Source organism: Stenotrophomonas sp. GL_101 (assembly GCF_057835675.1).
Genome location: NZ_CM174432.1, coordinates 4089669 through 4102558, shown reverse-complemented (window position 1 = coordinate 4102558; position 12890 = coordinate 4089669). Strand labels below are relative to the sequence as shown.

The 12890-nt window shown below is 67.1% G+C and carries 11 protein-coding genes; 3 read left to right on the top strand and 8 right to left on the bottom strand.

The annotated features are described in order from the left end of the window. Window positions 1–32: 32 nt before the first annotated feature. On the bottom strand, window positions 33–416 hold the full coding sequence (locus AC3IR9_RS18040; protein WP_489292452.1) for a GtrA family protein: 384 nt from the start codon (window positions 414–416) through the stop codon (window positions 33–35). A gap of 87 nt (window positions 417–503) precedes the next feature. Here AC3IR9_RS18040 and glmU point away from each other — a divergent pair, with 87 nt between their 5' ends. Together glmU and AC3IR9_RS18030 are read left to right on the top strand one after the other, a co-directional pair. Continuing rightward, window positions 504–1868, top strand: coding sequence for a bifunctional UDP-N-acetylglucosamine diphosphorylase/glucosamine-1-phosphate N-acetyltransferase GlmU (gene glmU, locus AC3IR9_RS18035; RefSeq protein WP_489292451.1), 1365 nt, complete (start codon window positions 504–506; stop codon window positions 1866–1868). Between the two features lie 202 nt (window positions 1869–2070). Then, complete coding sequence (locus AC3IR9_RS18030) at window positions 2071–2544, top strand: REP-associated tyrosine transposase (protein WP_489292449.1); 474 nt, start codon at window positions 2071–2073, stop codon at window positions 2542–2544. A gap of 368 nt (window positions 2545–2912) precedes the next feature. Here AC3IR9_RS18030 and AC3IR9_RS18025 read toward each other — a convergent pair whose 3' ends face one another. The 7 genes from AC3IR9_RS18025 to AC3IR9_RS17995 all read right to left on the bottom strand — a co-directional run bounded on the left by AC3IR9_RS18025 (window position 2913) and on the right by AC3IR9_RS17995 (window position 10695). Beyond that, the gene (locus AC3IR9_RS18025) at window positions 2913–4262 is read right to left on the bottom strand and encodes a sensor histidine kinase (protein WP_489292448.1); all 1350 of its coding nucleotides are present in this window, start codon (window positions 4260–4262) and stop codon (window positions 2913–2915) included. Continuing rightward, complete coding sequence (locus AC3IR9_RS18020) at window positions 4259–5602, bottom strand: sigma-54-dependent transcriptional regulator (protein ID WP_489292447.1); 1344 nt, start codon at window positions 5600–5602, stop codon at window positions 4259–4261. The genes AC3IR9_RS18025 and AC3IR9_RS18020 overlap by 4 nt, the downstream gene beginning before the upstream one ends. Window positions 5603–5684: 82 nt before the next feature. Continuing rightward, window positions 5685–6089: a PDZ domain-containing protein gene (locus AC3IR9_RS18015; protein WP_489292446.1), complete on the bottom strand. Its 405-nt coding sequence runs from the start codon at window positions 6087–6089 to the stop codon at window positions 5685–5687. Between the two features lies 1 nt (window position 6090). After that, entirely contained in the window at window positions 6091–7311 is a 1221-nt protein-coding gene (locus AC3IR9_RS18010) for an ABC transporter permease (RefSeq protein WP_489292445.1), read from the bottom strand. 16 nt (window positions 7312–7327) lie between these two features. Beyond that, a complete protein-coding gene (locus AC3IR9_RS18005) occupies window positions 7328–8632 on the bottom strand; it encodes an ABC transporter permease (RefSeq protein ID WP_489292443.1) in 1305 nt (434 codons plus the stop codon). Between the two features lie 11 nt (window positions 8633–8643). Beyond that, a complete protein-coding gene (locus AC3IR9_RS18000) occupies window positions 8644–9363 on the bottom strand; it encodes an ABC transporter ATP-binding protein (protein WP_489292441.1) in 720 nt (239 codons plus the stop codon). Window positions 9364–9426: 63 nt separating this feature from the next. Beyond that, on the bottom strand, window positions 9427–10695 hold the full coding sequence (locus tag AC3IR9_RS17995; protein ID WP_489292440.1) for an efflux RND transporter periplasmic adaptor subunit: 1269 nt from the start codon (window positions 10693–10695) through the stop codon (window positions 9427–9429). A gap of 203 nt (window positions 10696–10898) precedes the next feature. On the opposite strand from AC3IR9_RS17995, the gene glmS reads away from it, so the two are divergent. Next, on the top strand, window positions 10899–12740 hold the full coding sequence (gene glmS, locus AC3IR9_RS17990) for a glutamine--fructose-6-phosphate transaminase (isomerizing) (protein ID WP_489292439.1): 1842 nt from the start codon (window positions 10899–10901) through the stop codon (window positions 12738–12740). Window positions 12741–12890 lie beyond the last annotated feature (150 nt).

Here is a 12890-nt window from a genome sequence, read left to right as displayed (position 1 = left end):
CCGTGCAGGTGCCCGGTTGTCGCGCCGGCCGCTCAACGGTAGACGAAGCGCCGCATCAACAGGAATGACACGACCGCCAAGCCGCCCTCCACCAGAGGCTTGGCCAGCCAGGCGTCGCGCAGCCCCAACCGGTGGGCCGCAACGCTCACCAGCAACGTGCTGATCGCGGTGAGCAGCAGCCACAACACCCCGAAGCGCACGAAGCGCCTCCAGCCCAGCCGCGCCTGCCCGGCAACGGCGAACGTATGCCGGCCGTTGAGCCAGAACCCCAGCAGCATGCCGCATACCCGTCCCAGCAGATTGGCCGGTGCCACCGGCATGCCCAGTGCGGTGGCGGCCACGAACACGCCCCAGTCCAGGGCCAGCTGCACCCCACCGATGATCAGAAAGCTGCTGCCTTGGCGGATCAGGCTCACGGGAAGACGATGCCGATGCGGAAACGCAGCATGTTAACTGTCCGCGTTCTAGAATCGCAGCGACTACCGCCTACACACCGCCGCCCCATGACCCAACCCCTGCACGTCATCATCCTCGCCGCCGGCGCCGGCAAGCGCATGAAGTCCCTGCTGCCCAAGGTGCTGCAGCCCATCGCCGGCCAACCGATGCTGGCCCACGTGATCGACGCCGCACGCACCCTGCAGCCCGATGCGATCCATATCGTCTACGGGCACGGTGGCGAGGCGGTGCGCGAGGCCTTCGCCGACCAGCCCGACCTGCGCTGGGCCGAACAGCGCGAGCAGCTGGGCACCGGCCATGCCGTGCAGCAGGCGATGCCGCAGGTACCGGACGCCGCGACGGTGCTGGTGCTGTACGGCGACGTGCCGTTGATCCGCGCCGACACACTGCGCCATCTGCTCGCCCAGCCAGGTCGGCTGGCGGTATTGGTGGCCGAGGTCGCCAATCCGACCGGCTATGGCCGCATCGTGCGCAATGCCGAGGGCCGGGTCGCGGCGATCATCGAGCAGAAGGACGCCAACGAGGAGCAGCTGGCCCTCCGTACCATCAACACCGGCATCCTCAGCGCCGAATCGACCGCGCTGCGGGGCTGGCTGTCGCAACTGTCCAACCACAACGCGCAGGGCGAGTATTACCTCACCGATGTGTTCGCGGCTGCGGCACGCGACTACACCCCGGCGGACATGGCCTTTGTCGAGGATGCCCAGGAAGCGGAAGGTGCCAACGACCCGTGGCAGCTGGCGCAGCTGGAGCGCGCCTGGCAGCTGCGCCAGGCGCGCATGCTGTGCATGCAGGGCGCACGCGTGCTGGATCCGGCACGCCTGGACATCCGCGGCACGGTCACCGTGGGGCGTGATGTGCAGATCGACGTCAACGTGATCCTGGAAGGCACGGTGGAACTCGGCGACGGCGTCAGCATCGGTGCGTTCACCCGGCTCAAGGACGTCAGGCTGGCCGCCGGCACGGTGGTCAAGCCGCATTGCGACCTGGACGGCGTGGTCAGCGATGGCGCAGCCGAGATCGGCCCGTTCGCGCGGTTGCGCCCGGGCACGGTGCTGGGCGAGGGCGCGCACGTGGGCAACTTCGTGGAGACCAAGAAAGTCACCCTGGGCCCGGGCAGCAAGGCCAACCACCTGACCTACCTGGGCGATGCGGTGATCGGTGCCAAGGTCAACATCGGTGCCGGCACGATCACCTGCAACTACGACGGGGTGAACAAGTCGCAGACCACCATCGGCGACAACGCCTTCATCGGTTCCAACAGCGCCCTGGTGGCCCCGCTGGTGATCGGTGCAGGCGCCACGATCGCCGCCGGTTCGGTGATCACCCGCACCGCGCCGGAGGGCAAGCTGACCCTGGCGCGCGCACGCCAGGAAACCATCGATGGCTGGAAGCGCCCGGTAAAGAAATAACCCGCAACCCCAGGTAGGTGCCCACCGTTGGTGGGCACGCCGACACGCGCCCGGTGGGTGCCCACCGTTGGTGGGCACGCTAATACGGAGGGAGCGCGCGACGACCAACGGTCGTCGCCTACCCGGCGTTGCCCAACCCCCCGATCCCGACGCATGTGGTGTGCCGATATCGTCGGGCTGCCGGGTCGACCATCATCGTGGCATGAACAGCCCACGGCTTCGTCTTGGTCGCACGTCCATGGCCCACCATGCATACCTGCTCACAATGGTCTGCGCGCACCGGTACCCCTGGTTCACCCGCCAGGATGCTGCTCGCGTCATCACCGAGCTGTTCCCACAGATTGATGCACAAGGCCTGACGATATCGCTGGCCTGGGTGGTCATGCCCGATCACGTCCATTGGTTTTTCCAGCTGGGCCACACCCCGCTTTCCCATGTTGCACAGCGCTTCAAATCACGCAGTGCCTTGTTCATCCACCGCTTGCACAATCGCACGGGACAAGTATGGCAGAAAGGATTTCATGATCACTGCCTGCGCTCATGCGACGAAGATGGGCCGCTGCGCCGCCACGCCCTCTACGTCGTGGAGAATCCGGTCAGGGCCGGGTTGGTGGAGCGGATTGGCGATTACCCGTTTTCCTGGTGCCGGTGGCCGGTAGACGCCACCAACCGGTAGGTACTCACCAACACCCGGTAGGTACCGCCCAACACGCGGTAGGTACCGACCGTTGGTCGGTACACGCTGTCAGCGTTCCCATTGATCACCGCGCGACGACCAACGGTCGTCGCCTACCGTCGGCGCGCACCCCCGCAACGCCGGGTAGGTGCCCACCGTCGGCGCGCACCCCCGCAACCCCGGGTAGGTGCCCACCGTCGGCGCGCACCCCCGCAACCCCGGGGAGGTGCCCACCGTCGGCGCGCACCCCGCAACGCCGGGTAGGTGCCCACCGTCGGTGCGCACCCCCGCAACCCGGGGGAGGTGCCCACCGTCGGCGCGCCCCCCCGCAACCCCGGGTAGGTGCCCACCGTTGGTGGGCACGCCGGCTACGCCGGCAGGAAGATGGCCACGCACAGGCCGCCTTCGCGGCGGTTCTGCAGCGAGACGCGCCCGCCGTGCGCTTCCACGATCTCACGGGTCAGTGCCAATCCCAGCCCGGTGCCGTTGCGCTTGGTGGAGTAGAACGGCATCAGTGCATTCTGCAGGACGGCCTCGTTCATGCCCTTGCCGCGGTCCAGCACTTCCAGCCGCAACCACTGCGGCAGCCGGGTCAGGCGCACCTCGACATCGTCGTTGGGCGGATCGGCTTCACTGCACGATTCGTGTGCGTTCTTGAGCAGGTTCAGCAGCGCCTGGCCGAGCTGGGCGATGTCGATCCGGCTCTGCAGCTCATCGGACACCGGTGCCATGCGGAACGGAATCTGGAGCTGCAGGCTGGTCAGGAACTGAAGCCATTGCACGTTCTGCAGCTGCGGCTGCGGCAGCTTGGCAAAGCGTGCGTAGCCGCGGATGAAGCCTTCCAGGTGGCGCGCGCGGTCTTCGATGGTGGCAAACACCTCTTCCAGGCGCTCGGTCTTGCCACGCCGCACCAGTTCGCCGCCGGAATGCGCCAGCGAGGCGATCGGGGCCAGCGAATTGTTCAGTTCATGGCTGATTACCCGGATCACCTTCTTCCAGGTCTGCACTTCCTGGCGGCGCAGTTCGGCGGTGAGCAGGCGGATCAGCAGCAGGTCGTGCGGGCGGCCATTGAGATGGAAGTTGCGCCGCGACAGGTGGTAGACCTGCTCGCCCTCATCGTCGTCCTCCTCGCTGCCTTCCTCGCGCACCGCAAACAGGCTGTCGCCCCCGCGGGTGATCGCATCGCGCAGTTCCACCGGCATGGTTTCCAGCACGTCGGCCATGCGCTGGCCCTCCAGCTTCCAGCCGTTGTGCAGCAGTTTGCGTGCGGCCAGGTTGGAGAACATCACGCGCTGGATGCCGTCGCCGCCATTGGCCAGCAGCAGCATCGATACCGGCGTGTTCTGCACCATGGTGTCCAGCAGCAGTTCGCGCTGGACCAGGCCCTGGCGCTGCTCGCGCAGCACATCGCCCAGTTCGCGGTGGGCCTGTACCAGGTCGCCCAGCTCGTCATTGCCGGGCCAATGCACGCCGAAGTTGTATTCCCCATCGCGGTAGCTGCTGGTGGTGCCCGACAGGGCACGCAGCAGCGAGCGCACCGGGGCGGTGGCCCGCCGCAGGCTCCACCACATCAATGCCAGCAGCAGCACCACCGAGACCAGCGCAATCACCCAGCCATGGTCCAGCCAGAAGGCCAGCGCCCAGGGGAACGCCGCAGCCAGCGCCAGCACCGGCAGCAGGCGCAGGAACAGGCGGAAGGTGAAGGAGCTGCGCTTCATTCGCGCGGGATGCCGTAGCGGTCCATGCGCCGGTACAGTGCCTGCCGGCTGAGGCCGAGTTCGGCAGCGGTCTGGGCGATGATGTGGTGGTTGCGCGCCAGCGCCGATTCGATGTGGCTGCGGTCCGGGTCGATTGCCGGGCTGGCCGGGCGCGGTGCACTGGCGGTACGCGGCAGGTTGAGGTCGGTCACCTCGATGCGTGCGCCCTGCGCCAGCAGTTCGGCGCGCTGGATCACGTTGCGCAGCTCGCGCACGTTGCCCGGCCACCCATGCCGCTGCAGGGCACTGGCGGCCGCACTGGACAGCGGCTTGTCGCCTGTGAGGAAGCGCTCGGCCAGCGGCAGGATGTCACCGGTGCGCTCGGCCAGCGGCGGCAGCGCCAGCTCGACGGTATTGAGGCGATAGTAGAGGTCTTCGCGGAAGCTGCCGTCGCGGATCATCGCGGCCAGATCGGCGTTGGTCGCACTGACCACGCGTACCTTGACCTGGCGTTCGCGGTTGGACCCCAACCGTTCAAAGCGTCCGGTTTCCAGTACGCGCAGCAGCTTCATCTGGCCACCGGGCGACAGGTTGCCGATCTCATCCAGGAACAGCGTGCCCCCATCGGCGGCCTCGAACTTGCCCTCACGCGCCTTGTTGGCACCGGTGTAGGCACCGGCCTCGCTGCCGAACAGCTCGGCCTCGATCAGCTCGGCGGGAATGGCGCCGCAGTTGAGTGCGATGAACGGACCCTTGGCCACCAGCGAGTTGGCCTGGATGATCTCGGCGATCTTCTCCTTGCCCGCCCCGTTGGGGCCGGTGATCAGCACCGGCAGCGACGAGCGTGCCACCTGGCAGGCCAGGTTCACCACCCGTTCGCTGGCCGGGTCGGCCACCACCGCGCCCCGCAGGTCGTAGCGGGCCTCCAGCGCGCTGCGGTCACGCTGTTCGCGTTCGCGGCGGCGGTCCAGCTCATGGCGGGTTTCAGACAGCTCCAGCAGGTTGTTCACCGTGAGCAGCAGCTTGCGGTCGTCCCAGGGCTTGGCCACGTAGTCGGCGGCGCCGGCGCGGACCAGGTCCACCGCGCTGCTCAGGTGGGTCCAGGCGGTCAGCAGGATCACCGGCAGGTCGGGATGGCGCGCGCGGATCTGCTGGAACAGCGCTTCGCCTTCCTCGCCGGAGGTGGTGTCCTCGGTGAAGTTCATGTCCTGGATCACCAGGTCCACCGGTTGTTGTTCCAGCAGCGCCAGCCCGGCCTCGGGCGACACGGCATGCAACGCCTCGATGTCGTGCAGCGAGAACAGCACTTCCAGCGCGGTACCGACGCTGGTGTTGTCGTCGATTATCAGGATTGAAGGCATGCGGCAACGAAAGGCGGAAGGATGGGTTGAAGAGTACCGGAGCGCCGGGCCCACCGGCAGGGTGGCCCGGCGGGCATCATCGTCAATGGCCCGGGGAGGGCGGCGGCGGCGGCGGTGCCGGCGGGGCTGGTGGCAGTACGCCACGCCAGGCCGTGGTGGATACCGCCACCACCTGCTCACGGCCATCGCGCAGCAGGGTGACCGGCACCTGGGCGCGGGTACTGCGGGCCAGCCCTGCGGTCAGGTCGTCGACGCGGCGTACCGGCTGGCCATCGACCTTGAGGATCTGGTCGCCGGTGCGCACGCCGAAGTGCCCGGCCGGCACCGCGTTGCGCACCCGCATCACGCCCTGGCTGGCCTCGATGGCCAGGTGCAGGCCGTCCTCGCGCCAGTCCAGGCGCGAGGATTCGGTGCGGGTGGTGGCCGCGCCCGCCGGGGCGGCCAGCAGCAATGAAAACAGTATCGAGGTGGCCGTGAGCATGCGCATGTCAGGCACTCCGGGTGGCTACGGCCGGCGGCACCGCGGCGGCACGATGGGCCGGCCCGAACACCGCGATCTGGCCCAGCAGCCACAGCAGTACCGCGCCGATGGGCAGGTAGCTGATGGGCATGCGCGGCAGCTCATAGGTGTTCATCAGCCACAGGTTGATGGTGTAGGCCATCAGCATGCCCAGCACGATGCCGATCGTGGCCAGCAGGAAGTTCTCGGTCTGGAAATAACGCAGGATCTGCCCGCGGGTAGCGCCCAGCGCACGGCGGATGCCGATCTGCTTGGTACGCTGCTGCACCCAGAAGCTGGCCAGGCCGATGATGCCCAGTGCGGTGACCACCAGCAGTGCCACGCACACGGTGATGAGCAGGCCGACCATGGCACGGTCGTTCTGGAAGAACTTGTTGCGCTGATTTTCATAGGTGAGCTTGGCCCGCACCAACCGGCTGGGATCGACCCGCTCCAGCGCTGCCACCGATGCCTTGAGCACCTCGTCACGACGTGCCGGGTCGGTGACCCGGATGAGGTAGAAGCCTTCAACATAGGTGACCCGCAGTGGCAGCACCATCGAGTAGCGGGAGTCGCCCTCCATCGTTGACGGGCGCGCCAGTTCCTTGACCACGCCGATCACCCGCAGCGGCATGGAACCGCTGTAGACGGTCTTGCCCACGGCCTCGGCACCGGGGAACATCTTGTCGGCGGCGGCCTTGGACAGGATCACCGTGGCGCCTTTTTCCGCCATCGAGCTGTCGGCGATCACCGAGGTGAGATCGCGGAACTCGTCACTCTGGAAGTCACGCCCGCCGATCAGTTCCAGGCCCATGGTGTCCAGGGTGCCTTCGCTGCCGAAGTACTGCGACGCGTTCAGCGTCGGGCGCTCCTGCTCGGGCGTCAGCGACAGGCTGCTGTTCCATGAGTTGCGGCGGAACGGCAACTGGTTGATCGGCACCACGCTCTTGACCCCGGGCACGCTGCGCAGCGCCGCGAGGTCTTCACGGGTACGGGCTTCGGCATTGACCTGCTTGCCGATGCCGCCCAGGCGAACTTCCAGCAGTTCGGTTTCGGCAATGCCGCTGGGCTGGTTGATTTTCTCGATGCGCTGACTGATCAGGAACAGGGCATTGCAGACGATCGCGCAGGTCAGCGCGATCTCCAGCACGATCAGTGCGGCCGCGGTCTTGTGCCGGCGCAGCGTGGTGAGGATGGGACGGATATCCATGATGTGCTCCGGATCCTTACTGCGATTTGAGTTGGATGGCGGGGGTGACCTGCATCGCGCGCAGCGCGGGCAGGAAGCCTGCCAGCAGGCTGGCGCCCAGGGTCAGGCCGAGCGTGAGCAGCAGCATCTGTCCATCCAGCGTGGCCAGCTTGGCGTACTCCACCGGCTGCTGGCGTACCGCGAACAGGCCCAGCGCCGCCAGGCACAGGCCCAGTGCGCCACCGGCCAGGCCGACGGTGCCCGCTTCGACCAGCGACTGCAGGAAGATCTGCCCGCGACTGGCGCCGAGTGCACGACGCACGCCGATCTCACCACTGCGACGCAGGAACTTGGCCAGCAACAGGCCGACGGTATTGATCAGGCAGACCAGCAGGAACCCCATCGCCAGCCACAGCTGCAGGCGCACGTCACCGGGCACCACCTGCTTGTAGTCCAGCCATTCCATCACGTTGCGCAGGCGCACGTTGCTGGGCCGCTCGAAGCGACCGGCGGCACGCTGCTGCGCCGAGTAGTTTTCCAGGTAGGCGCGGTAGTCGGCGGCCTGCGATGGCGTCTCCAGCTCCACCCAATACTGCAGCCAGGTGCAGGCGGCGGTCAGCGAGGTTTCGTCGTTTTCACCCTTGCGGCCGAAGCAGTTCATGTTGCCGTTGCGGTCGAACTTCAATTCGATCGTGGTGGAGAAGGGCACGAACACATCTTCGCTGTCGCCGTACTTGCCGGTTTCCAGGTCATAGAAATGCGGGTTCGGGTTCCAGTCATCGAGCACGCCGACCACGGTGAAGGTATGCGCATCCATGCGCAGCTGCTTGCCGACGCTGTTGCTGCCATCGAACAGTTTCTTGTTGAGCGTGTTGGAGATCACCGCCACCCGGCCGTGGCCTTCGTCATCGCTGCTCTTCCAGCCCTGCCCATACAGGAACGGCGTATCGAACATCGGGAAGAAGTCGCTGGAGGTGTAACGCGCATCGGTAGTGAACGGGCGCAGCGCGCTGCCCTCCGGTTCGATGGTGACGCCGCCCCCGGTCATCATCGCCTGGTGCTTGGCATGCTTCTCGCGAAGCAGGGCTTCGGAGTCGAAGCGGGTCATCTGTTCTTCGGGCTCTTCGCCGGGCTGGAAGCCGATCATCGGCCGCGGGTCGACCTGCACGTTGAAGATGCGGTTGCTCTTCTGCGGGATCGGGTCGCCGGACAGCACGTGGAACACGGTCAGGGTGGTCATCGAGGCGCCGATGCCCAGGCCGATGGCGATCACCATCAGCGCGGTCAGCACCTTGTTGCGCCGGAAGCTGCGCAGGGCCAGTCGGAAGTAGTAGGCGAGCATGGTGGCGGGCCTCAGTCGTTGAGCGTGGCAACAGCGGGACGCGGCGTGGCCAGCACCGGCTCGCGCACCAGGTCGGTGGCCTGGCCATCGACGATGTGCACGTTGCGCTGCGCGCGTGCGGCCAGTTCCGGATCATGGGTCACCATGACGATGGTGGTGCCGGCGGCGTTGATTTCTTCCAGCAGCTCCATCACCCCGCGGGCCATCTGGCTGTCCAGGTTGCCGGTCGGTTCATCGGCCAGCAGCAGGCGCGGGCTACCTGCCAGTGCACGTGCGATGGCCGCGCGCTGCTGCTGGCCGCCGGACAGCTCGGAGGGATAGTGCTTCATGCGCGAGCCCAGGCCGACCTGGCCCAGCGCCTTCTCGATGCGCTGCCTGCGCTCGGCCGCCGGCATGCCGCGGTAGCGCAGCGGCACGTCGACGTTGTCGAACAGGTTGAGGTCCGAAATCAGGTTGAAGCCCTGGAAGATGAAACCGATCTTCTGGTTGCGCAGGCGGCTGCGGGCGTCATCGCCGAGCTTGCTGACATCCTGGCCATCGAGCAGGTAGGTGCCGCTGGTGAAGGTCTCCAGCAGGCCGGCGATGTTGAGGAAAGTGGTCTTGCCCGAGCCGGACGGACCGGTCACGGCCACGAACTCGCCTTCGCGGACATGCAGGTCCAGCGACCGCAGGGCATGGGTTTCCACCTGTTCGGTGCGGAATACTTTGGCGACCGAGCGCATCTCGAGCATGGCTGTTTTCCTTTGCAGTTCGTTGTGAGGGCAGTTGAGTTGAGAGGGGTTCGTTGGGGCGTATCAGTTGATCGACACGTGCTCGGCATCGCCGAACAGGTCGCTGCCGGAGACCACGACGCGATCGCCGGGTTGCAGGCCGGAAAGCACTTCCACTTCGCCCAGGCTGCTCACCCCGAGCTTGACCGGGCGGCGCACCGCGGTGCTGCCGTCCATCACGTAGGCCTGGCCGTTGCCCTGTTCGACAAACGCGCCGCGTTCGACCTTGATCACGTTGCGGCGGGTATCGAGCACCACCCGGGCCTGCATGCGCTGGCTCTGGCGCAGGCCTTGCGGCTGCTTGTCGGAGAAGCGGATGCGGGCATTCACTTCGCCGGCCACCACTTCCGGGGATACCGCGCTGATCTCGCCCGGGAACGGCTGGCCGTTGCCGCTGGTGAGCTGGGCGGGGATGCCGATCGCCAGGTCGCGGGCGAAGCTTTCCGGCACCTTGATCTCGATCTCGAAGCGCGACAGGTCGACCACGCCGAGGATCGGCGCATTGGCGATCACATTGGTGTGCTGGATCGCCTGCACCTGGCCGACCTGGCCATCGAAGGGGGCCAGCAGGGTCAGCGCATCCACCTGGCGCTGCACCTCGGCCACCACCGCCTTCTGGCGGTCGGCCAGCAGGCGCTTGTTGCGGGCATCCAGGTCTGCGCCCTGGCCTTGCAGGCGGGCATCGGTCTGGGCGTTGGCCAGCTGGATGTCGGCCTTTTTCAGGCTGTCGTTGGCTTTGGCCAGGTCGATCTGCGGCACCGCGCCGCCATCGAAACCGCGCTGGAAGCGCTGCAGGTCGCGCTCGGCGGCCTGGCGGTCGATGCTGGCCTGGTCGGTTTCCTTGCGTGCCTTGGCCCGGGCCAGGGTGGCATCCAGGGTGGCCCGGCTGGCCTCCGCTTCCAAACCGGCCAGGGTGGCCTGTTCCTGGGCCAGCTTGCTGCGCAGCTCGGGGCTGTCGATCACCGCCAGCTCCTGGCCCTTCTTGACCACGTCACCGGCGACCACCTTCAGGTCCACGGTGCCGGCCGAGATGGCATACAGGATCGGGCTGTTGGCCGCGATCACCCGGCCGTCGGCGGCGATGTCGCGGACCAGGTCGCCCCGGCCGACCTCGGCGATGCGCACCCGCGCCCCGTCGAAGGAGCGGCTGGCGCCAAGCCAGGCACGGGCGGCGAAACCGATGGCCAGCAGCACCACCAGCGCGGCGAGGCCCGGCCACAGCCAGCGCTTCCACGGGGCGGCCGTGCTGGCAGCGGAGAGAGACTGGTCCTGGGCAGAAGTGTCGCGGATCATCGGGCTCGTTCGCGGTTGGGTTACCGGGTATGAAGCAGACTCCGTGCCAACTTTCGCGCTCGTAAAATCAATGGCTTGCGTGAGCACTGCCGCTGTCCGTGTGTCCGCGGACAGCCCGGCGGACACATTCGTTAAGCGGACAGCGGCCTGGCAGGGAGGGGCGCCACGCTAGAATGCAGGCTTCAACGGCAGGGATCAGAACTATGTGCGGCATTGTGGGAGCGATCGCCAATCGCGACGTGGTACCGGTACTCATCGAAGGACTGAAGCGGCTGGAATACCGCGGCTACGACTCCTCTGGCATTGCCGTCATCGACCGCTCCATGCCGCAGGCCGAGGTGCGCCGCGTGCGCCGCACCGGTCGCGTGGCCGAGATGGAGAAGGCCGCCGCCGCCGAAGGCTTCGATTCACTGCTGGGTATCGGCCACACCCGCTGGGCGACCCACGGTGGGGTGACCGAGGCCAATGCGCACCCGCACATCAGCCACGGCGTTGCCCTGGTCCACAACGGCATCATCGAGAACCACGAAGAACAGCGCGAGAAGCTGCGCGCGCTGGGCTACGTGTTCGAGTCGCAGACCGATACCGAAGTCATCGCGCACCTGATGCACCACCACCTCAAGGGGGGCGACAGCCTGCTGGTCGCGCTGCAGCGCACGGTCAAGGAACTCACCGGTGCCTACGCACTGGCGGTGATGAGCCGCGCCGAGCCGGACCACTTTGTGTGCGCCCGCATGGGCTGCCCGCTGCTGGTCGGCCTGGGCGAGGGCGAGAACTTCGTCGCCTCCGATGTCTCGGCCATCGTCTCCTCGACCCGTCGGGTGATTTTCCTGGAAGAGGGCGACACCGCCGACCTGCGCCGTGACGGCGTGCAGGTGTATGACGAGCACAACCAGCCGGTGGAGCGGGGCGTGCACCTGTCCGACGTCTCGCTGGCCTCGCTGGAACTGGGCCCGTACCGCCACTTCATGCAGAAGGAAATCCACGAGCAGCCGCGCGCGCTGGGCGACACCATCGAGGCGGCCATCGACGCCGGTGGCTTCCCCGCCGCGCTGTTTGGCAAGCATGCCGAAGCGGTGCTGGCCGGTATCGAAGGCGTGCAGATCCTGGCCTGCGGCACCAGCTACTACGCCGGCCTGACCGCGCGCTACTGGATCGAATCGATCTCCGGGCTGCCGTGCAGCGTGGAGATCGCCAGCGAGTACCGCTACCGCGCCGCCCATGCCAACCCGAAGCACCTGATCGTCACCATCTCCCAGTCCGGCGAAACCCTGGACACGATGGAGGCGCTGAAGTACGCCAAATCGCTGGGCCACCTGCACACGCTGTCGATCTGCAACGTGCCCGAAAGCGCGATCCCGCGTGCCAGCGAACTGGTCTGCTACACCCGTGCCGGTGCCGAGATCGGCGTGGCCTCGACCAAGGCCTTCACCACCCAGCTGGCCGCGCTGTTCCAGCTGACCGTGGTGCTGGGCAAACTGCACGGCCGCATCGATGCCGCGCAGGAAGCGGACTACCTGGAGCAGCTGCGCTTCCTGCCGGGCAGCGTGCAGCATGCGTTGAACATGGAGCCGCAGATCGCCGCGTGGGCCGAGCGCTTCGCGCGCAAGAGCAGCGCACTGTTCCTCGGCCGTGGCCTGCACTACCCGATCGCGCTGGAAGGCGCGCTCAAACTGAAGGAAATCACCTACATCCACGCCGAAGCCTACCCGGCCGGCGAGCTCAAGCATGGCCCGCTGGCACTGGTGGATGAGGACATGCCGGTGGTGGTGATCGCGCCCAACGACCGCCTGCTGGAAAAGGTCAAATCCAACATGCAGGAAGTGCGCGCGCGCGGCGGCGAGCTGTTCGTGTTTGCCGACCAGGACAGCAACTTCGTCGAATCCGAAGGCGTGCACGTGATCCGCACGCCGCGCCACGCCGGGCTGCTGAGCCCGATCGTGCACACCATCCCGGTGCAGCTGCTGGCCTACCACACCGCGTTGGCGCGGGGGACAGACGTGGACAAGCCGCGCAACCTGGCCAAGAGCGTAACGGTCGAGTAGCGCCGGGCGCTGCCCGGCCGCTCTCCCCGACAGCACTCCCAAAGGGCGACCCGGCCAGCCATGGCCGGGTCGCCCTTTGCCGTTTCAGGCGGCTTGGTACTTGCCGGCCAAACTTTAGCCCCGCCACCGGGAGGCATTCAGCGTCGGTTT

Bases quoted from the DNA above. Each gene is read 5' to 3' on its own strand.
- AC3IR9_RS18010 (WP_489292445.1), bottom strand. From the start codon at position 7,311: ATGGATATCCGTCCCATCCTCACCACGCTGCGCCGGCACAAGACCGCG.
- glmS (WP_489292439.1), top strand. From the start codon at position 10,899: ATGTGCGGCATTGTGGGAGCGATCGCCAATCGCGACGTGGTACCGGTA.
- AC3IR9_RS18025 (WP_489292448.1), bottom strand. From the start codon at position 4,262: ATGAAGCGCAGCTCCTTCACCTTCCGCCTGTTCCTGCGCCTGCTGCCG.
- AC3IR9_RS17995 (WP_489292440.1), bottom strand. From the start codon at position 10,695: ATGATCCGCGACACTTCTGCCCAGGACCAGTCTCTCTCCGCTGCCAGC.
- AC3IR9_RS18020 (WP_489292447.1), bottom strand. From the start codon at position 5,602: ATGCCTTCAATCCTGATAATCGACGACAACACCAGCGTCGGTACCGCG.
- AC3IR9_RS18005 (WP_489292443.1), bottom strand. From the start codon at position 8,632: ATGCTCGCCTACTACTTCCGACTGGCCCTGCGCAGCTTCCGGCGCAAC.
- AC3IR9_RS18015 (WP_489292446.1), bottom strand. From the start codon at position 6,089: ATGCGCATGCTCACGGCCACCTCGATACTGTTTTCATTGCTGCTGGCC.
- glmU (WP_489292451.1), top strand. From the start codon at position 504: ATGACCCAACCCCTGCACGTCATCATCCTCGCCGCCGGCGCCGGCAAG.
- AC3IR9_RS18000 (WP_489292441.1), bottom strand. From the start codon at position 9,363: ATGCTCGAGATGCGCTCGGTCGCCAAAGTATTCCGCACCGAACAGGTG.
- AC3IR9_RS18030 (WP_489292449.1), top strand. From the start codon at position 2,071: ATGAACAGCCCACGGCTTCGTCTTGGTCGCACGTCCATGGCCCACCAT.